This is a genomic window from Shivajiella indica, from assembly GCF_042683085.1.
GTDB lineage: Bacteria > Bacteroidota > Bacteroidia > Cytophagales > Cyclobacteriaceae > Shivajiella > Shivajiella indica.
On sequence record NZ_JBHUIV010000020.1, the window covers coordinates 229,404 to 249,165 of the forward strand.

16 protein-coding genes are annotated in these 19,762 nt (G+C 39.4%); 7 read left to right on the plus strand and 9 right to left on the minus strand.

The annotated features are described in order from the left end of the window. The first annotated feature begins 55 nt into the window (after positions 1 to 55). From ACFSKV_RS15105 to ACFSKV_RS15130, 6 genes are all read left to right on the plus strand, one after another. Positions 56 to 1,033 (plus strand): VOC family protein, encoded by a 978-nt coding sequence (locus ACFSKV_RS15105; RefSeq protein WP_380804519.1) that lies wholly within the window; start codon positions 56 to 58, stop codon positions 1,031 to 1,033. Between the two features lie 75 nt (positions 1,034 to 1,108). Beyond that, positions 1,109 to 1,915: a CoA transferase subunit A gene (locus tag ACFSKV_RS15110; protein WP_380804521.1), complete on the plus strand. Its 807-nt coding sequence runs from the start codon at positions 1,109 to 1,111 to the stop codon at positions 1,913 to 1,915. Positions 1,916 to 1,998: 83 nt separating this feature from the next. Beyond that, a complete protein-coding gene (locus ACFSKV_RS15115) occupies positions 1,999 to 2,772 on the plus strand; it encodes a CoA-transferase subunit beta (protein WP_380804524.1) in 774 nt (257 codons plus the stop codon). Further along, positions 2,769 to 3,974 carry a 3-oxoadipyl-CoA thiolase gene (gene pcaF, locus ACFSKV_RS15120; RefSeq protein WP_380804526.1) on the plus strand — a complete coding sequence of 402 codons (1,206 nt, stop codon included), beginning with the start codon at positions 2,769 to 2,771 and terminating at the stop codon, positions 3,972 to 3,974. Before ACFSKV_RS15115 ends, pcaF begins: the two co-directional genes overlap by 4 nt. A 167-nt stretch (positions 3,975 to 4,141) precedes the next feature. Beyond that, positions 4,142 to 5,191, plus strand: a complete 1,050-nt coding sequence (locus ACFSKV_RS15125; protein ID WP_380804529.1) for an iron-containing alcohol dehydrogenase — start codon at positions 4,142 to 4,144, stop codon at positions 5,189 to 5,191. 113 nt (positions 5,192 to 5,304) lie between these two features. Next, a complete protein-coding gene (locus ACFSKV_RS15130; RefSeq protein WP_380804531.1) occupies positions 5,305 to 6,330 on the plus strand; it encodes a DUF21 domain-containing protein in 1,026 nt (341 codons plus the stop codon). A gap of 38 nt (positions 6,331 to 6,368) precedes the next feature. Here the strand turns inward: ACFSKV_RS15130 and fucP are convergent, their stop codons facing one another. From fucP to ACFSKV_RS15165, 7 genes are all read right to left on the minus strand, one after another. After that, the gene (gene fucP / locus ACFSKV_RS15135; protein ID WP_380804534.1) at positions 6,369 to 7,670 is read right to left on the minus strand and encodes an L-fucose:H+ symporter permease; all 1,302 of its coding nucleotides are present in this window, start codon (positions 7,668 to 7,670) and stop codon (positions 6,369 to 6,371) included. A gap of 45 nt (positions 7,671 to 7,715) precedes the next feature. Next, entirely contained in the window at positions 7,716 to 8,504 is a 789-nt protein-coding gene (locus ACFSKV_RS15140) for an L-fucose dehydrogenase (RefSeq protein WP_380804536.1), read from the minus strand. 25 nt (positions 8,505 to 8,529) lie between these two features. Then, complete coding sequence (locus ACFSKV_RS15145; RefSeq protein WP_380804538.1) at positions 8,530 to 9,360, minus strand: amidohydrolase family protein; 831 nt, start codon at positions 9,358 to 9,360, stop codon at positions 8,530 to 8,532. A gap of 44 nt (positions 9,361 to 9,404) precedes the next feature. Next, positions 9,405 to 10,262 (minus strand): fumarylacetoacetate hydrolase family protein, encoded by an 858-nt coding sequence (locus ACFSKV_RS15150; RefSeq protein ID WP_380804541.1) that lies wholly within the window; start codon positions 10,260 to 10,262, stop codon positions 9,405 to 9,407. A 174-nt stretch (positions 10,263 to 10,436) separates the two neighbouring features. After that, on the minus strand, positions 10,437 to 11,204 hold the full coding sequence (locus ACFSKV_RS15155; protein ID WP_380804543.1) for an SDR family NAD(P)-dependent oxidoreductase: 768 nt from the start codon (positions 11,202 to 11,204) through the stop codon (positions 10,437 to 10,439). A 483-nt stretch (positions 11,205 to 11,687) separates the two neighbouring features. Continuing rightward, a complete protein-coding gene (locus ACFSKV_RS15160; protein ID WP_380804546.1) occupies positions 11,688 to 12,728 on the minus strand; it encodes a PorP/SprF family type IX secretion system membrane protein in 1,041 nt (346 codons plus the stop codon). Between the two features lie 4 nt (positions 12,729 to 12,732). Continuing rightward, the gene (locus tag ACFSKV_RS15165) at positions 12,733 to 16,671 is read right to left on the minus strand and encodes a thrombospondin type 3 repeat-containing protein (RefSeq protein WP_380804548.1); all 3,939 of its coding nucleotides are present in this window, start codon (positions 16,669 to 16,671) and stop codon (positions 12,733 to 12,735) included. Between the two features lie 491 nt (positions 16,672 to 17,162). On the opposite strand from ACFSKV_RS15165, the gene ACFSKV_RS15170 reads away from it, so the two are divergent. Beyond that, positions 17,163 to 17,945 (plus strand): hypothetical protein, encoded by a 783-nt coding sequence (locus ACFSKV_RS15170; RefSeq protein ID WP_380804551.1) that lies wholly within the window; start codon positions 17,163 to 17,165, stop codon positions 17,943 to 17,945. A 57-nt stretch (positions 17,946 to 18,002) separates the two neighbouring features. On the opposite strand, the gene ACFSKV_RS15175 is transcribed toward ACFSKV_RS15170, so the two are convergent. After that, positions 18,003 to 19,076 carry a Gfo/Idh/MocA family oxidoreductase gene (locus ACFSKV_RS15175; protein WP_380804553.1) on the minus strand — a complete coding sequence of 358 codons (1,074 nt, stop codon included), beginning with the start codon at positions 19,074 to 19,076 and terminating at the stop codon, positions 18,003 to 18,005. A 75-nt stretch (positions 19,077 to 19,151) separates the two neighbouring features. Next, positions 19,152 to 19,733, minus strand: coding sequence for a peptidylprolyl isomerase (locus tag ACFSKV_RS15180; RefSeq protein WP_380804556.1), 582 nt, complete (start codon positions 19,731 to 19,733; stop codon positions 19,152 to 19,154). Positions 19,734 to 19,762 lie beyond the last annotated feature (29 nt).

A 19,762-nucleotide genomic window follows, 5' to 3' on the forward strand; every position in this document is an offset into this window, starting at 1 on the left:
TCGGTAAGTTGGTTCAGTTAATTTTTCATTGAAACTTAACTAAACCCATAAACCCATGAATAATCCAGCTGAATACATTAATGGTATTCACCACCTCACGGTGAGTGTTGGCTCAGCCCAAGAAGATATTGATTTTGTTACTCAAGTCCTTGGTATGAGAATGATCAAGCAAACTGTTCTATTTGATGGATCTGCCAGCATCTATCACCTTTATTATGCCAATGCAGATGCCGAGGTAGGTTCTGTTTGGACTACTTTTCCATTTAAAAAAGCAGGTGTCTACGGAAGAAAAGGTTCAGGTCAGATAGAGACTTCCTCTTTCTCAGTCAATTCAGATTCCCTTAATTTTTGGGTGAATCACTTGAAAAAGCACGGTGTCGAAAATTCGGGAATCATTGAAAGATTTGGTCAAAAAATGATCACTTTTGAAGATAGAAGCGGTATTGGCATGGCAGTGGTAGGAGAGGATCAGGATCAAAGAAATGCCTGGCAAACTGATGAAATTTCAAAGGAAAATGGGATCAGGGGAATTTTTGGAGCCACCATTAGAACGAGAGATATCATTGAAATGGATGCCTACATGACCAAAATGCTTAATTTTAAGAAAGTGGGGCAAGATGGTGATTTCCATAGATACCATATTAAAGAAGGTGGGGCCATGAAAACTATTGAACTCCATCATGTACCCGATATGGAACAGGGTTCTTGGACTTTTGGAGTGGGTATTCCCCACCATATTGCCTTTGCCACAGCCAAAGATGAACATAACTTGGAATTAAAGGCTTACATTGAGGGATTTGGGTATACAGATGTAACAGAGCTAAAAGACAGAAATTATTTCCATTCTATTTATAATAGAACTCCTTCCGGGGTATTATTCGAATATGCAACTTCTGATATTGGTTTTGCAATCGATGAACCAGCCGACCTACTCGGTCATCAATTGTTACTGCCTCCAATGTTTGAACATAGGAGGAGTGAAATTGTAAAACCCCTTGAGGAGATTAAATTACCTAAATACTTAAATAAGTAATTTATTTTGATTTTAAAACGGAAAAGCCAACCCTTACTTTAGGAAGTTGGCATTTTTCATTTGGATGAGCATCATATGAAAGAAAAAATTGTTTCCCTTCAATCTTTAATCCAGCATTATGTTCAAGATGGGGACACCATAGCCATGGAAGGTTTTACCCATTTGATTCCTTTCAGTGCTGGACATGAAATTATCCGCCAAAACAAAAAAGAACTTACCCTGATACGAATGACACCCGATCTGATTTATGATCAGATTATCGGAATGGGTCTAGTGAAAAAGTTGATATTTTCTTGGGGAGGAAATCCGGGTGTGGGTTCACTTTATAGACTGAGGGAGGCAGTAGAAAAAGGATTTCCAAATCCATTGCAAATCGAAGAGCATAGCCATGCGGCTATGGCATGTGCTTACCAAGCCGGAGCTTCAGGATTGCCTTTTGGTATTCTTAGGGGGTACACCGGAACTGATTTGGCCAAAGAAAACCCGGATTACATCAAGTGGATAAACTGCCCTTTTACAGGAGAAAGATTGGCTGCAATCAAAGCCATCAATCCCGATGTAGGAATTATACATGCCCAACAGGCGGATAAAAAGGGCAACATCAAAATTTGGGGGATTACAGGAGTTCAAAAAGAGGTGGTGTATGCTTCAAAAAAGGTATTGGTCACTGTGGAGGAAATTGTAGAAGAACTGGATGATAAGCAACAAGGAATTGTCATCCCCCATTGGCTGGTTACAGGGATTTCGGCGGTTCAAAAAGGTGCCCATCCTTCTTATGCCATGGGTTATTACAAAAGAGATAACGGATTCTACAAATCCTGGGAGGATATTTCCAAAGATTTTGATAGGTTTTCTCTATGGATGAAAGATAATGTTTTATAAATTCAATTAAATCAAAGTTTTCATCGTAAAGCCCCCAACATTCATCAGGAATACAGATAAGTTAATTTGCCGATAAGTCAAATATGGAATATACCAAAGAGGAAATGATGATCATCACTGCATCAAAAATGCTGCAAAATGGTGAAGTTTGTTTTGTAGGAATAGGTCTTCCCAGTACGGCCTGCAATCTGGCAAGGTTGACCCATGCCCCTGAAATTGTCCTGATATATGAATCGGGAACTATTGATACCAAACCGCATATTTTACCCCTTTCAATAGGTGATGATATTTTAGCAGAAACTGCCAGCACCGTTGTTTCAGTTCCTGAAATATTCAACTATTGGTTGCAGGGAGGAAAGGTAGATGTAGGTTTCTTGGGCGGTGCGCAAATTGACAAATTTGGAAATATTAACTCTACGGTAATTGGTCCTTATAGAAATCCAAAAGTTAGGCTTCCCGGGGCAGGCGGTGCACCGGAAATTGCCTCAAATGCGAAAAGAACTTTTGTGATTATGAAGCAAAGTAAAAGGTCATTTGTGGATAAGGTTGATTTTATCACATCTGCCGGTTTTCTGGGCGGAGGAAATGAAAGAAAAGATTTAGGTATTACAGGTGAAGGGCCAACATGTATTATTACAGATTTGGGTATCTTGGAACCTGATCCAGAAACAAAAGAGTTCCTGTTGACGCATATACACCCCGGTATTAGCCTGGAAGAAGTAAAAAACAATACGGGATGGGAACTTAGAATTTCAGAGAATCTGAAAACCACTCATGAACCTTCTAAAAATTATCTGGAGGTTTTAAGAGACCTTCAAGAAAGAACATCAAATTCCCACAGTCAATCCACCCTATGAAAACAGCATACATCATTGATGGCGTTAGAACCCCAATTGGAAAGTTTAAAGGGGGGTTATCCGATATTCGTGCAGATGATTTGGCAGCTTTCGTAATTCGTTCCTTGATGGAAAAATTTCCAGACCTTCCAATGGATTCTATTGATGATGTTATATTAGGTTGTCATAACCAGGCAGGGGAGGATAATAGGAATGTGGCAAGGATGGCCTCCTTATTGGCCGGAATGCCAGTTAGTGTTCCGGGAGAAACTGTAAACCGTCTCTGTGCATCGGGGCTTTCTGCTATTGTGAATGCCAAAAGAGCGATTTTATCCGGTGATGGAGACCTTTTCATCGCAGGGGGAGTAGAACACATGACCAGGGGCCCCTATGTACTTTCCAAAGCAAGTACAGCATACGGAAATGATGCCCAACTTTTTGACTCAAGTTTTGGATGGAGATTTATCAATCCTAAAATGGAGTCTGAATTCGGTGTTGATCCTATGGGGTTGACAGCAGAAAATTTAGTTGAGATGTACGGTATTTCCCGTGAGGATCAAGATTTATTTGCCTTCCGTAGTCAAATGAAAGCAGCTGAAGCCAGATCCAATGGAAGATTTGCCAAAGAGATAGTACCGGTCAGCATTCCGACCAAAAGAGGGGATGCCCTGATTTTCTCAGAGGATGAATTTATCCGAGAGGATACCAGCCTTGAAAAGTTAGCCCAACTGAAACCTGCTTTTAAAAAAGGGGGTACTGTAACTGCTGGAAATTCTTCTGGATTAAATGATGGGGCAGCAGCGCTCTTACTTGCTTCCGAAGAAGCAGTTAAATATTTCGGATTTAAGCCAAAAGCAAAGATTTTAAGTTCTCAGGTAGTAGGAGTCGAACCTAAAATCATGGGGATTGGCCCTGTTGAAGCAGCAAATAAGGCCTTGAAAAAAGCAAAGTTACTTTGGGCAGATATGGATGTAATTGAATTAAATGAGGCTTTTGCTGCCCAGAGTTTGGCCTGTATCCGGTCTTGGGGTTTAGATGATGATGATCCAAGGATCAATCCAAATGGAGGAGCCATTGCTTTAGGTCACCCACTTGGCATGTCGGGAGCAAGGATTATACAGACAGCAGTAGAGGAACTTCAGGTGAAAGACAAGCAATTTGCCATTGCAACTCTTTGTGTAGGTGTAGGTCAGGGTTATGCTGTGGTGATCGAAAAATGCTGATTTGTCCTGCCAGTTAAACATATTAAAATTGCCAATACTTTTCCAAACTCTGAATGGTTTTCTTGACCCTAATTCGTCAAAAAGTTATAAATTCTTTTTGGAAATCTATTTTATTATTTTGTTTACAATTTAATTTTACAAAATGTTATTAAAATTCTTTTGAAATTATGGAGCAATTCACCTACAGAACTCATGCGGTAAAAGTAATTTTTGGAAAAAGAATTTTAGAGGCTATTCAAGAAGAACTGCCTGAAAAAGTGGTCAATATTGCGGTTTTGGCTAGTTCTAGAAATAATTTTTTAGTTGAATCAATAACTGACTTATCTGGGGTGGGAGAGGTGTTCCATTTTAATAGAATCACGCAACACGTTCCCCAGTCATTAATTGATGAAGCCTTTGAGTTTCTCAAAGGGAAATCTGTTGATATTTTATTGTGCATTGGTGGAGGATCTTCCATTGGTTTGGGTAAGGGATTGGCTTTGACTTCAGATGCTGAATTATGGGCAGTGCCGACAACTTATTCCGGTTCTGAGATGACGAATATTTATGGAATTTCAAAAGATGGTGTGAAAGAAGTTAGGCGGGATGATAGGGTTCACCCCAAAAAGGTATTTTACGATCCCTTCCTTTCTTTATCCATGCCTTTGGATCTTTCCATACCCTCTGCCTTCAATGCCATGGCACATTTGGTGGAAGCTCTCTATGCTCAGGAATCCAATCCGATTGTCCATCAGCTATCTGTCATGGGAATACAAACCTTGACCGATGGTTTGACAAAACTATCAGAGACTGGAAAAATGGATGTTACTATCAACGAAAAGCTATTGTTTGGGGCATATTTGGGGGGAAAGGTTTTATGCGAAGTCAGTATGGGATTGCATCATAAAGCGGCTCATGTATTGGGAGGAAATTTCAATTTAGACCATGCGCGGGTTCATACCTTACTTTTGCCTTACGTCTTGGCCTACCAATGGGATTTTTTAAAAGATGAATTGAAAAATGAATATTCTAGCATTTTCAATTCGGAATTACCATTTAAAATGTTAAGGGAACTCCAGGAAAACCTCCATGTAGGATTTAATCTTAAGGAATTGGGAATGGAAAGGAAGGATTTATCCAAAGCAGTTGATTATTTGATGGGGATGAAATACCCAAATCCAGCCCCAATGGACAGAAGGAAGTTACTTGAGATGCTGGATTCGGCATATGGCGTTTAAGGTCTCCTTATTCTCAAAGTGTTTTTGCTTTACAGGATATTTGTTTTAACTTTTTATTTGGCAAATGAAGGGTAGTATTACCCCTTTAATCTTCAATATTAGTTATAATTCCTATGGATACCTTCTGGACTTGGATAGCAATTGTAATCTGTATTTCGCAAGCAGGCTTATTATCTGGCTTAAATATATCATTGTATAGCCTGAGCAGGCTAAGGCTTGAAGTGGCAGCTGATTCAGGAGATAAACTTGCCTCCCGGATTTTGGAATTGAGAAGGGATTCAAATTTTACCTTGGCTACCATACTTTGGGCGAATGTAAGTGTCAATGTGTTACTGACCTTACTTTCAGAATCAATCATGTTCGGATTGGCATCATTTCTTTTCTCTACAATTGTCCTTACCTTGTTCGGAGAGATTTTTCCCCAAGCTATTTTTACGAGAAATGCATTAAAATTTGGTTCTTTTTTGGCCCCCATGTTGAACCTTTATAAGGTCATTTTTTGGCCTGTTGCAAAACCAGTCGGGATTATTTTGGATAAGATGGTTGGCAATGAAGTCGTTCCATGGATTACAGAACAAGAAATGATTAACCTTTTAAAGTATCAGGCTAGAACGGCCAAAACTGAATTGGATAGAATTGAAGCTGTCGGGGCTGTCAATTTTCTCAAAATGGATGATATTCCTGTCGAAGAGGAGGGTGAAGAAATAGATAACGAAAGTATCATTGAGTTACCTTTTAAGGATAGGAATCCAGTCTTTCCGATGATTCAAAAAAGTTCAAAAGATCCATTTTTAAAAGAATTGGCTAAGTCGGGTAAAAAATGGATCATTGTTTTGGATGAATCCACAAAATCCCCAAAATTAGTGATTGATGCACTTGATTTTATCTGTGAACATCTTTTTACTAAAGTGAAAGTAGATCCACTAAAGTTCTGCCACCATCCTTTGATTGTTACTGACCCAAATTTTCCATTGGGAAAAGTTTTGGAAAAATGGAAAGTCAAACCCGGAGGCCCGGAAGACGATGTGATTGATGAAGATATGGTTTTGCTTTGGACGGTGCATCATAAAAAAATCATCAGTGGTTCAGATATTTTAGGAAGATTACTTAGGGATATCGCCGTAGAAACGACAAAATAATTTTTATACTATGACATTTTTTTAGTTAATTTTTCAATTTAGTTTTTGAATCTTCTCCATGAAAATACACCGACCACTAAAAAACAAAACAAAGGAAGTACAAAAGAAAAATTAACTTCAGGAACTCCTAGGATCAAAGTGTCATCATAACCTGGTCCACCAATATCCAACAATATTCCCTGAAGAGTGGGCATGATAGCCCCACCCACAATAGCCATTACCAAAAATGCAGCTCCGTACTTTGCGTCTTCTCCCAGTCCCTCCAATGCTATACCATAAATCGTCGGAAACATGAGTGACATGGCAAATGAAATACCAACCAGGCTGTAAAGCCCAAATATACCTGGAATAAAAATCGCTCCCAAAGTGAATAAGCAGGCCAAAAGAGAAAAGAAAAAAAGTAATTTGGATGATTCAAAATATCGTAGAAAATAAGTGCAAATCCATCGTCCGACTAAAAACAGTATAAGGGCTGTATAGGCATAATTCACAGCAGAAGCATTGTCTATTCCCAAAACTTCAGCATACTGATAAATATAAGTCCAAACCATGATTTGTGCACCCACATAAAACATCTGGGCAATTACACCTTCTACAAAGTCCAGGTTTTTACCCAATCTTTGGAGTGAAGGCCAAAAATCCAGTGTTTTGATACCGGATTTATTTTCCGGCATTTTGGCAATACTGATGATCACTGCCAAAGCAATTACCACTAAACCCAACATTACATATGGATTTCGGATAACCATCAGGTCATTGGTCCTGATGACAGCTTTGGCCGATTCATTCAAAGTATTGAAAATGATATTTCCTTCGCTATCAGTTTCATTGGATTGTAGGGAGTTTAATATAAATTCTTTGGCAACAAAAAGTCCTGCCAATGCTCCCATAGGATTGAAAGCCTGAGCAAAATTTAACCTTCTGGTAGCAGTCTCAACAGGCCCCATGGAAAGAATGTATGGGTTGGCGGTGGTTTCAAGGAAAGCAAGTCCAAAAGTAAGGATATACAATGCAACCAAAAAGAAAAAGTAACTTTCCCAAGCAGCTGCCGGGTAAAAAAGTATTGCGCCAAAAGCATAAAGCCCTAGACCAATCAATACGCCTACTTTATAACTGTATTTTTTTATAAAAATTGCGGCAGGAAGTGCCATGGTGAAGTAACCTCCATAAAAAGCCATTTGAACCAAAGAAGCCTGGACATTATTCAATTCCAATACCCGTTTAAATGCAGCTACCATTGGGTTGGTAATATCATTTGCAAATCCCCAAAGGGCAAAAAGGGAAGTGATCAATACAAAGGGAATGAATAGTTTTTTGGGTATCAGTGCCTTTTTTTCCATGGAATGAATATTCAAATATTGAATTTTTGTTTGATTAGAAATACCCTACTCTCTACCAATTGCTCTGTCAAGATGCGTGTATCCTCCATCCACAAAAAGGTGTTGCCCTGTGGTATGGGATGATCGGTCGGAAAGCAGGAAAACGACCATATTGGCAATTTCCTGAGATGTGGTCATTCTTCTGTCCAAGGGTATTCTGCTTTGGATCAGGTTTAATTTTGCTTCAGGATCAGCAAAAGTATCCAGCCACCTTTGATAAAGTGGGGTCATTACTTCAGCAGGAATGACCGCGTTGACTCTAATTCCATAGGGTAATAATTCGACTGCCCATTCCCTCGTTAATGACAATTGGGCACCTTTGGCAGCTGTATACCCGCTGGTATTTCCCTGTCCTGTGATAGCTGTTTTACTACTGATATTTACAATACTTCCTTTGGATTTTTTGAGATGGGGCAGGGCATAGTGAACCAGATCATAATAATGTCCAAGATTCTGTTCCACAGATTTTCGAAATGACATGGGGGAACCGTGCTCCAATCCGATGCCATCATTAGCACCGGCATTATTGACCACGCCATCAATTCTACCAAATTCCCGGATAGTAATATCCACAGCCTCTTGTGCCTGCTGTGGTTCAATCAATCTAAGTGGGATGTGAAAAGCATGTAAGTTTTTGGAGGTTAATTCCTGAATTAATCTATTTCCAGCTTCTTGAGATGGGTCAATGATCACTGCTATGCCATTTTCCTCAGCAATAGTCCTGCTGATGGCCTCACCAATTCCTTTGGCACCTCCCGATATCAGAAATACTTTGTTATCTATATTTAAATGCATCTTTTCAGAATTTTAGAATGAGTGTTTATTGTTGGAGCCCGTAAAATTTTTGAGCGTTTTTTCCAAAAATCCTTTCTTTTTCATGCAATGAAAAGGATTGGTAATGTTCAAAAGCAAGATCAAATACCTGGGAATAGGTTCCGGCAAGCAAACAAACAGGCCAATCGCTTCCATACATCAACCGTTCTGTTCCAAAACAATGGTCAGCATGTTCAAGGTAGGGAGTGAAATCATGGGATTTCCAATTATTCCAGTCTGCTTCTGTAACCATCCCGGAGACCTTACACCAAACATTGGGTAAATCGGATAATTTTTGGATTCCTTTGGACCAAAATTCATATTCCCCAGATTTAATATCCGGTTTGGCCAAATGATCCACCACGAATTTTTGGTCAGGGAATTTCTTCGCAAAAAGAAATGCGGCTTCTAAATGTTTTGGATAAATCAGAATGTCATAGGTAAATCCATATTTGGATAACAATCCAATACCATTGAGAAATGCACTATCTTCCATCGCAGTTGGAGGCAAACTTTGTAGGATTTTCCTGAATCCGACCAATTTCTTTTCCTGTTTCAGTTTCTCCAATTGATGTTCCAAATACGGGGAATGCAAGTCTACCCACCCAACAACTCCCTTAATCCATGGGTTTTCATTTGCTAAACTTAAAAGGAATTGGGTTTCATTGATGGATTCATCAGCCTGAACCGCAATACATCCTGAAATACCCTTTTTTTCTAATTCGGGTTTTAGATCAATTGGTAAAAAATTTCTTTGAATAGACTTCATCGTGTGGTCTATCCAGGAATCTCTTACCGGATCAAAATTCCAAAAGTGTTGGTGGGAATCTAAGGTCATTCAGGTTTTATTTTGGGTGCCTTACTTTGAGGATTTTCGTGGAATTAACTTTTATTAAAATCGATTGCAATTTGTTTGGCTTCTCCTAGCCCTTCTATCCCCAATTCCACCTCATCTCCATGAACTAAGTATCGGGGAGGTTTTAGACCAAGTCCAACGCCTGAAGGAGTCCCTGTAGATATGATATCTCCCGGGAGTAAGGTCATATATTGACTGATATAAGAAACCAAAGTAGGGATATCAAAAACGAGGTCAGATGTATTGCTGTCCTGCATCATTTGACCATTGACTTTTAGCCAAAGCCTCAAATTATGGGGATCTTTGATTTCCTCTTTTGTTACCAGATAGGGGCCAAGAGGGGCGAAATGGTCCGCACTTTTACCTTTTACCCATTGCCCTCCATGATGCAACTGGAAATCTCTTTCACTGACGTCATTATGAAGACAATATCCGGCTACATAATCCATGGCATTTTCTTTTTCGATGTAGAGAGCTTTTTTTCCTATGACCACCGCCAGTTCCACTTCCCAGTCGGTTTTGGTAGAATTTTTTGGGATGAGAATGGGATCATTTGGACCGCAAAGGGAAGTAGTTGCCTTCATAAATAAGATGGGGGTTTCTGGTAAAGGCATACCGCTTTCTTTGGCATGGAGTGAATAGTTCAAACCAACACAGATAATTTTTGAAGGTCTCTTGATTGGAGCGGCAAGTCGGGTATTTTTACTGATTTCCTGTAGTTTTGATGAATTGGATTTAAGCCATGTTTTTAGCCTCTCAAGTCCATTGTTTTCCAAGAACTCTTCTGACCAATCCTCTCCAAAAGTTGAACAGTCCAACCATTTTCCGTCTGATTCTATTCCGGGCTTTTCATTTCCTTTTTCTCCAAATCTAAGTAGCTTCATGATTATCGTTTTTATGATTTAAATCTCTGATATTTTTTTATCCTTTGAATTCTGTAAAATATTAACACCAACATTTTATTCGGAAAAACCAAACTCCATTTCTTATTTCAGGATTATTGGAAATTGGTAATTTTTAATTAGTAATTAGTAATTCATAATCCTAATAGTTTATTCCTAGGCCTTAAGCCCTAAAAATCCTCCGTCAATCGGAAAATTACTTCCAGTAATAAATGTAGCTTCATCGGAGGCCAGATAGTAAACCAATCCGGCAATTTCTTCCGGTTTTCCCATCCTTCCAATGGGTTGGGTTGCAGCGAGTTTTTCAAACATTTCCTTTTCTTTTCCAGGATAATTTTTGGCTAGAAATCCATCTACAAAAGGGGTATGGACCCTGCCCGGAGAAATACAGTTGCAACGGATTTGGTCTGCCACATAATCCCTGGCAATAGAAACGGTCATGGAAAGAACTGCACCTTTGGTCATGGAATAGGCAAAACGGTCAGGTAAGCCTATAATTGCTGCCACCGAACACATATTTATAATACATCCACCACCGTTGGACTTTAGCTTGGATATGGCTTCTTGGGAGCAGGTAAAGATCCCTTTTACATTCACTTGGAAAAGACGGTCAAAGTCTTCCTCAGTAGTATTCTCCAAGTTTCCGATATGGGATATCCCTGCATTATTTACCAATACATCAATTGTATCCGGGATTTGATTAAAGGCCTCTTTTACGCTTGAAAAACTGGAAACATCAGCTTGGATAAAACGCACATTTTGTCCATTTCTCTTGAGTTCAGAAGAAACCTGCTGTCCAGCCTCAAGGTTGAAATCAAGAAAAAAGACCTCATGCCCCTTCTCTGCAAACAATTTGGTAATAGCCAGTCCAATACCACTTGCCCCGCCTGTTATTACCACTCTTTTCTTTCTGTTTTGTTCCATTATGTTCTTCTATATTTTGAAATAAGTGGGTCTAAGAAATATGAATTCACTAAGGAATGTTGTTTCCTTTGGTGAATATATTTGAAATAAACTTAAAATAGAAGAAGCCTGCTAACTAAATGAGGAATGTGGATATTAACTGATTTAGCGGTTTCATATATAGAGTCCAAGTCATTTTTTTTAGAAATTTCCCCGGTTTTTTTATTTGTAATCGGGGGGAGTAAGATTTAAATCTTGAGGGAAAGAAAGTAAGAGTAGGCTTCTTCAAAGATTAAACAAATAAGTGCTGCAATCCTAAAAATAATAGCTACATGAAGAAAACCTACTCTAAAAAAATGACTTTGTAATCCAGTTAAAATAATAAACTCATACTCAAGGTTAAAAAAGAGCAGGTATCTTCAATACATCAACAATTAGTGCTGCAATCATAAAAAATGTTAGCTACATCTGAAGATGACCTGCTCTGAAAAATGATTTAAAAGATTACCAGATTAAAGTGCCGGCCTCACTGTTAACCCCTCCTTTTCTGAATAAATAGAAGGAGACCATAAATTCATGGGTTGGATTTGGAATCAGATATGATTTACTTACCGGCATTTCGTAAGCATAACCAAATCTGATGTTGGACATTAAGAATCCCACTTGATAGGAATTTGCATAACTCACTCTATGTCCAGCCCCCACCCAGAATTTATCCATCATTAATAACCTGATATTCGCTTCAAAATTTGAAGGAAGATCACTTTGCATTCTGTATATGAAGTTTGTTAATACGGTAAATTGTGAAGAAACAGCTTGCCTGAATCCCGTTTGAAAGATATTGACAAAGGGTTTTTTATCAATAAAGACATCTCCCCGGTTTACTCTTCCACTCGCCACGTTCTGAATCCCATATGCGAAGTAATAATTTTGATGCGTCAGTGCTAAACCGAAATTGAAATCCAAAATCTGCATATTGGCATATTGATTCACAAAGGCATTTACAGTAGGATCATTGGCCTGTTCGGTAGTCAGATTGTTTCCATCCAATCTTACACTGGAATAATTCGCGGCAACGCCCATTCTAAGATTCGTGGTTCTTGAAATCCTTACCCTGGCACCATAACTTAGCAACATTTCAGTCTGCCTGAATGGTCCAAAATTATCGTGGATTAGGTTCAATCCTGCTGCGGTATTGCCCAAAAGGGCGGCATCTTTTTCTCCCTGCATTTCCATTGGGTCCAATTCAGCAGACAAAAAGTAAGTCTGCGGAGCTCCTTCGAAGCCTGTCCATTGATTTCTCACCAAGCCTCTGACTATGGAACCTTCATATCCGGTTAGGGCAGGATTGAAGTAACTTTGGAGTTGATTGAACTGACTAAAGTATTTTCTGGTTTGAGCGCTGGAATCCAGGGTGTTGGCAATATTCAGGATCAAGGCCAGTAAAAATGCAACCTTAAATTTTTCAAAGTTAAATTGCTTAGTTTTTAGAGGTTTCATGGACTCAAAAACAGACGGATAAGTGAAAGATAATGAAAGTCTCATGGTATTAATTTTTTCTTAACAAGTTCAAAATTCCTTTTCTGGATTCTTTACTATCATCCACTTCGATGAGGTAATAGTAAGTATCAACTGGCAAGGTTTTACCCAAATAGGTTCCATCCCATCTTTGATTAGGATCATTGGTGAAAAATACACGGAGCCCACTTCTTTCATATATGTGTATTCTAATAGAATTGTAAAGTTCCAGGATGGGAAGTCCCCATGTGTCATTTATTCCATCTTGATCAGGAGTAAAGGTGTTTGGTATTTCCACGTCACTTAAAAGATCGGTTATCCTTCTGGTGATCAGGAATTCTTTTTGAAAGATATTTCCTGCTCTGTCTATAACTGTTACCAGTATGGTGAATTCATTTCTTCCGGGACTTAGATTGCTGTTGTTCCAGTATAGCTGCCCATCGATGATAGTAAACAAATCATTATCAGCTATTCCCCCTTCCATTTCCAGGATATGGACATCATCCGTTGGATCAATTACCGTGAAATCCCCTATCAATATTGGTGTATTGATATTATTTTGATTGAAGAAATCATTGCTCAATAAAAGGTCCAATGGTGGATCTTTAGGTAATACCAGGATAATTATCGTAGGTATTCTATCAAAACCTTCTACCCATTCCCAACTATTGGGAAGTTGAATGGTTCCTGTAATTTGATAAGGTCCGCTTTGATAAGGATCATAACCATCCTCACTCCAAATAATCGGAAACTGGAATTCTTCTCCATTCTCAGTGATTACAGTAATCAAGGTTGGTAAACCAGTAGCATTGAATGGAGTACCCCAAGGAACTTCAATCATATCCTGATCTATGAAATCCACTACAATGGTAGGTTCTATTTCATTGACAGAGCAACCATATTCATCTACTTCTTCACCCTCTGGTGTATTGGGACAAAGGTCTTTGTCATCGGTCACACCATCATTGTCTGTATCTTTTTGAGATAAAGCACAGCCGTTTTCATCCACTTCCTCACCTCCAGGAGTTTCAGGACAGAGATCCTGGTCATCGGTTATCCCATCTTCATCGGTATCTTTTTGTGAAGGAGCACACCCGTTTTCATCTACTTCTTCACTGTCAGGTGTATCTGGGCATTGATCTGCAACATCCGGCACACCGTCTTCATCGGTATCAATTTGATTTACTGAACACCCGTTTTCATCCACTTCTTCTCCTGCAGGGGTATCAGGGCATTGATCCATATCATCAGTTATCCCATCTTCATCTGTATCTTTCTGTGAAGGAGCACAGCCGTTTTCATCGACCTCAACCCCTGTTGGAGTATCTGGGCACTCATCCAGGTAATCGGGAACGCTATCCTCATCTGTATCAATCTGATCAAGAGAACACCCGTTTTCATCCACTTCTGCACCTACCGGTGTTTCAGGGCACTGGTCCAAATAATCCGGAACACCATCTTCGTCAGTATCTACTTTTTGCTCCTCCGTACACCCGTTTTCGTCCACTTCTGCACCTGTTGGAGTATCAGGGCATTGGTCTAAATAGTCGGGTACGCCGTCCTCATCAGTATCAATTTTTTGTTCTTCGGTACAACCGTTTTCGTCCACATCTGCACCTGCTGGTGAATCAGGACACTGATCCAGAAAATCAGGTACACCATCTTCATCTGTATCAATCTGCTCAACTGAACATCCATTTTCGTTCACTTCTGCACCGGAAGGCGTATCTGGGCACTGGTCCAAATAGTCAGGTACTCCGTCTTCATCAGAATCTATTTTTTGCTCTTCAGAACATCCGTTTTCGTCTACCTCTGAACCTGCTGGTGTATCAGGACATTGGTCCAAATAATCAGGTACCTCATCTCCGTCTGTGTCAGTTTTCTGTTCTTCTGAACATCCATTTTCGTCCACCTCAGCTCCCTCAGGGGTATCTGAACATTCGTCCAAGTAATCAGGGACTCCGTCTTCATCAGTATCAATTTGGTCTAGCGCACAACCGTTTTCATCAACTTCAGCCCCATCTGGTGTATCAGGACACTGGTCTAGGTAATCAGGAACCCCATCCTCATCCGTATCAATTGTCTGTTCCTCAGAGCAACCGTTTTCATTCACATCGGTTCCTTCGGGAGTATCAGGACATTGGTCTTTATCATCTGTAACTCCATCTCCATCAGAATCTTTTTGTGAAGGTGCACAACCATTTGCATCAGTTTCTTCACCTGCTGGAGTTTCAGGGCATTGATCCAAATAGTCAGGCACACTATCTCCATCAGAATCAATTTGATCTAATGAACAACCGTTTTCATCCACTTCTTCACCTGCAGGGGTATCTGGGCATTGATCTTTGTCATCAGTTACCCCGTCTCCATCAGTGTCTTTTTGGGAAGTTGCACAACCATTTTCATCCACTTCTTCCCCGGAGATTGTATCAGGGCATTGGTCTGCAACATCCGGAACTCCGTCCTCATCAGTGTCTATTTGATTTAGCGAACAGCCATTTTCATCTACTTCTTCGCCTTCCGGAGTGTCAGGACATTGGTCTTTGTCATCAGTAACTCCGTCTCCATCAGTATCTTTTTGGGAAGCTGAACAACCATTTTGATCCACTTCTTCTCCGGCAGGTGTATCAGGACATTGATCTGCAACATCCGGTACACCGTCCTCATCGGTATCTATTTGATTTACCGAACAGCCATTTTCATCCACTTCTTCCCCGGCGGGTGTATCAGGGCATTGGTCCGCAACATCCGGCACACCGTCTTCATCGGTATCTATCTGATTTACTGAACAGCCATTTTCATCTACTTCTTCACCTTCAGGAGTTTCAGGGCACTGATCATTGTTATCAGTTACTCCGTCTCCATCGCTGTCTTTTTGTGAAGGGGCACAACCATTTTCATCTACTTCTTCCCCTTCCGGAGTGTTGGGGCACTGATCAAATTGATCAGTTACCCCATCTCCATCGGTATCTATCTGATTTACTGAACAGCCATTTTCATCTACTTCTTCGCCTTCCGGAGTGTCAGGACATTGGTCAATGTCATCTGTTACTCCGTCTCCATCGCTGTCTTTTTGCGAAGGGGCACAACCATTTTCATCTACTTCTTCCCCAGCAGGTGTATCAGGGCAAAGGTCTTTATCATCAGTTACCCCATCACTGTCACTGTCCTTTTGGGAAGGAGAGCAACCAAATTCATCCACTGGTTGACCTGCAGGAGTGTTAGGGCATTGGTCTTTGTCATCGCTCAAACCATCTCCATCATTGTCTTTTTGGGATTGTGAACAACCAAATTGATCTACTTCTTCCCCAGCAGGTGTATCAGGACACTGGTCTTCACTGTCAGGAACCCCATCACCATCTGTATCAGGACATCCATTTTCATCTACTGTTACCCCAGGAGGCGTACCGGGACAAAAATCCAAATAGTTAGGTACCCCATCCCCGTCATTGTCCTGTGTAGCCGCACGGCAGACATCTTCATCATAAAATGGGCTATTCACATCACAGACGGGAATGGGGGTATCCCTTCTAAAAGTTGCCAACTCCTCATTAGTTGGAGCATTTCTAAAAATGGATAAAAAATAAGTGTTACTGTTACCTTCCTGGGACCTTACTTCAACCAAAATTTGATTTGGTCCTGGATTTAAAAAAATGCTTTTACTCTGTTCCCCATTTTTAACCTCTTCACCATGGATAAAAACCTTTGAACCGGTTGAGGAGGTAAATGGAGTCAGTTTTACTGATAATGAATAGAAGCTGAGTTCCACCTGATACCTATCGATATCAGGGTGGAATCTCGGCTCTAATCTACCTTCACTTATTTGAAGGTTACTCAGCTTCAATGGGTCGTTCCACGATAAAAAAGTATTTTCCTCCAAGTTAAAAGAGTAACCCTTCAGGCTGAATAGTAATAGAATGAATAGAAAGAACAAAGGGTTCTTCACATTCATGTGTGAATATGTCTTCATTTTTTAAGGCTCTAATGTTAAACCGTTTTACTGATTGCAGTTTGTAGCTGCGGTAAAAATCATAAAAAAAATTGTAATACAAAAAATTATTTTTTGTGTAAATACTATAAAACCAAATAAAGTTCTATATTCGTATTTTTTTTAGATATGAAATACAAAATTTTTTGTGTACAAATTTTTGCCAAAAAGTGATTTTTTCTCAAGTAAAATGAGAAAATGGGCTTTTTTGGAAGGGATGAGCATTTCGTTTTATTCTTTAGGCATCTGGATTTTCACCCATTTTCAGAATTATTAGGAAGTGATATATCTGCTGAAAAGAAAAATGCCTTGATCATACTATCGCTTATTTAAAGAATTTTATTTGTTTGTAGCGAAAGATATCCATCAAAGATTCCAATGAAATGATTTTTGATTTACGGAAATATTGTAAAATAATTTTTGGCACACTAATTGGTAGAAAGCTCTCCGCTACATCAAAATACTTTAAATTTATGTTTAAAAAGAGATTTGCTATTTATAGCCTTCTTATTTTTATTTTATTGGGAAGCTGTATTTCTGACACTGATGAGGATTCTATCAATCAGGGGTCGGAAAATGATAAGGTTGTTTTTTTGGTAATTGACGAAGATAGTATTGACAATGTGAATGAACCCAATAATTTTTCTGAGACGGATGTGAACGATCAATTGGCCACAATTGGTTTGAGAGAACAATTGAAATACTTTAGAGAAAATGTTGGAAAGACCATAGAATTATACACCGGTCAAGTGGGAGATGAGGCTTGGTTTGCAATTAAAACCATTCCAAATACTTGGCGAAACGCTGGTCCTACCAATAATGGAGCTCAAAATTATCTCGCGCCGGGCCCAGGTTTAGGTTCTCCAAATGTAGATGATGACCGCGAAGTTTTACTTGATGAGATACCAGAAGTTACGCCTCTAAGGGCAACTGGATTGAAAATGTTGGAAGGATATACCATTTTGGCTGTGGTTTATGATAGCGATATCAGTATCAATTATTCGCCTCTTGAAGCTAACCTGATGGGGGATAATTTAGGTATGGTGGCTTTTCAGGTTGTTAGTGTTACCGAAAGAACAGATGGAAGTACTTCTTCTTTGCCTAAGGTTTCCGTCAAGATCCTTAATGTAATTGATGCTAGACAACTTGAATTGATGCTTTTCTCGAATGCTCCTGTTCCACGGTCTTCTTCAGAACCATTTGATATCAAACCACCATCTTCTTCGGAGCAACCCGCTTTGATCACAGCGAATTAAAAAAAGGCAACTAATTATGGTTGCCTTTTTTTATAACCTGTTATTATTTTTTCGATTCTATAAGTTTACCATTTTACCAGTTTTCACGGATTCATCACAGGCGAAAGCAATTTTGAGACTGTTTAAAGCATCATTTAAATGATCAGTTAAATCAATGTTTTCTTCCATAGCCTTCAAAAAATATCGTTGCTCCCTATTGCATAATTCCTGGTGACCTGGTTCATCGGTCATATCTATCCATTGATCTTGCTTTTTAAAATGATTCTTATTATCCAAATCTGCAAAATGGACTTTGAGACTTTCTGTTTTAGTATGTGAATCCACATCATCTGATTTTCCGGAGGCTCCGGCAGTTTTTGCGACAATTGATACAGCTCCTTTCGGGCCAAATACATCTTTAATAAAAAATGCATTATCAGAAACCATGGGTCCCCAACCTGCTTCATACCATCCTACAGATCCATCCTCAAAACGTATCTGTAACTGTCCATAATTGTAATTATCCTCAGCAATGTCTTCCGTTAGTCTGGCACCAATGGCGGAGACTGTAAGTGGTTTGGATCGGGTCATTTGGCACATAACATCTATATAATGTACTCCACAGTCAACAATTGGGCTAAGTGTTTTCATTAAGTTCCTGTGTACATCCCACATAAACCCATGGCTTTGCTGGTTCAGATTCATCCTCATTACCAATGGTTTTCCCAATTTTTGGGCTTCTTCAATAAAGCGTTCCCAAGAAGGGTGGTGTCTTAAAATATAACCTACAACCACTTTTTTATCCATTTTTTTTGCGGCTTCAATTATTTTTTCAGAACCCTTTACGGTATCAGCCAAAGGTTTTTCGATAAAAATATGGCATCCGGCCTCCAGTGATTTTAAGGCAATTTCTTCATGGGTATCCGGATAGGTTGAAATGCAGACTGCATCCGGCTTTGTTTGCTCAAGGGCTTCTTCGTAATCTTCAAACAAAGGATAATCTGCTCCTAATTTTTCATTCAGCCTTTTTTTGCTTTCTCCCCTGGCCACCAAGCCACAGATAGAGAATTCAGGCATATTATGATAGGCAGTAGCATGGGAAGCACCCATATTTCCACAGCCAATTACAAGTATTTTAATGGGAAGAATCATAGTTTCCTTTTTTTATTTTGAATCAACCAAATGTTTTAATGGATTGATTAATCTATCCAAATAAATCACCATAAATCATATTGGGTTATTGCCCTTTAATTCTTTGATTTCTTCTGGTGAGAGGTAAATTATAGAGATTTTCAAGGTAATAGAGGAGAGAGGTTCATCTTTTTGATCCCGATTCACATTGACAATGGAATCAACTATATCCATTCCCTTGATTACCTGCCCAAAAACCGTATAATCCCCATCCAATCTATGCAGGCCGTTTTTATTCTGAACAATATAAAATTGGCATCTGGCAGAAAGTTTTTGGGGGTTTCCATCTCTTCCCGCACCCACTGCCCCATAAATGTGGGTTAATCTGCTGTTAAATTCCGGTTTTAATAAATATTCCGGATCGTTAAAACCTTCCTCAGTATCAGGGCAACCTCCTTGGGCCACAAAATCAGGTATTACACGGTTAAAGGTAAGGGAATCCCAATAACCTGCCTCAGCAAGTTCAATAAAACTTGCCCTATGAATGGGTGTTTCCTGATGGAAGGAAATGTAGATTTTACCTAATGGTGTTTCAATCAGACCTATCGGTGTTTTGGCTTGGACAAGAGAAAAGAATGAAGTTGAAAAAATTAAGAAGGCATATAATTTAAATTTCATTTTGAGTTCCATTTTTATAAATATATAAA

What these genes read in the sequence shown, in the direction of transcription:
- ACFSKV_RS15170 (WP_380804551.1), top strand. Translation starts at nt 17,163, where the DNA reads ATGTTTAAAAAGAGATTTGCTATTTATAGCCTTCTTATTTTTATTTTA.
- ACFSKV_RS15125 (WP_380804529.1), top strand. Translation starts at nt 4,142, where the DNA reads ATGGAGCAATTCACCTACAGAACTCATGCGGTAAAAGTAATTTTTGGA.
- ACFSKV_RS15175 (WP_380804553.1), bottom strand. Translation starts at nt 19,076, where the DNA reads ATGATTCTTCCCATTAAAATACTTGTAATTGGCTGTGGAAATATGGGT.
- ACFSKV_RS15115 (WP_380804524.1), top strand. Translation starts at nt 1,999, where the DNA reads ATGGAATATACCAAAGAGGAAATGATGATCATCACTGCATCAAAAATG.
- ACFSKV_RS15180 (WP_380804556.1), bottom strand. Translation starts at nt 19,733, where the DNA reads ATGAAATTTAAATTATATGCCTTCTTAATTTTTTCAACTTCATTCTTT.
- ACFSKV_RS15140 (WP_380804536.1), bottom strand. Translation starts at nt 8,504, where the DNA reads ATGCATTTAAATATAGATAACAAAGTATTTCTGATATCGGGAGGTGCC.
- ACFSKV_RS15130 (WP_380804531.1), top strand. Translation starts at nt 5,305, where the DNA reads ATGGATACCTTCTGGACTTGGATAGCAATTGTAATCTGTATTTCGCAA.
- ACFSKV_RS15155 (WP_380804543.1), bottom strand. Translation starts at nt 11,204, where the DNA reads ATGGAACAAAACAGAAAGAAAAGAGTGGTAATAACAGGCGGGGCAAGT.
- ACFSKV_RS15160 (WP_380804546.1), bottom strand. Translation starts at nt 12,728, where the DNA reads ATGAGACTTTCATTATCTTTCACTTATCCGTCTGTTTTTGAGTCCATG.
- fucP (WP_380804534.1), bottom strand. Translation starts at nt 7,670, where the DNA reads ATGGAAAAAAAGGCACTGATACCCAAAAAACTATTCATTCCCTTTGTA.
- ACFSKV_RS15145 (WP_380804538.1), bottom strand. Translation starts at nt 9,360, where the DNA reads ATGACCTTAGATTCCCACCAACACTTTTGGAATTTTGATCCGGTAAGA.
- pcaF (WP_380804526.1), top strand. Translation starts at nt 2,769, where the DNA reads ATGAAAACAGCATACATCATTGATGGCGTTAGAACCCCAATTGGAAAG.
- ACFSKV_RS15165 (WP_380804548.1), bottom strand. Translation starts at nt 16,671, where the DNA reads ATGAAGACATATTCACACATGAATGTGAAGAACCCTTTGTTCTTTCTA.
- ACFSKV_RS15110 (WP_380804521.1), top strand. Translation starts at nt 1,109, where the DNA reads ATGAAAGAAAAAATTGTTTCCCTTCAATCTTTAATCCAGCATTATGTT.
- ACFSKV_RS15105 (WP_380804519.1), top strand. Translation starts at nt 56, where the DNA reads ATGAATAATCCAGCTGAATACATTAATGGTATTCACCACCTCACGGTG.
- ACFSKV_RS15150 (WP_380804541.1), bottom strand. Translation starts at nt 10,262, where the DNA reads ATGAAGCTACTTAGATTTGGAGAAAAAGGAAATGAAAAGCCCGGAATA.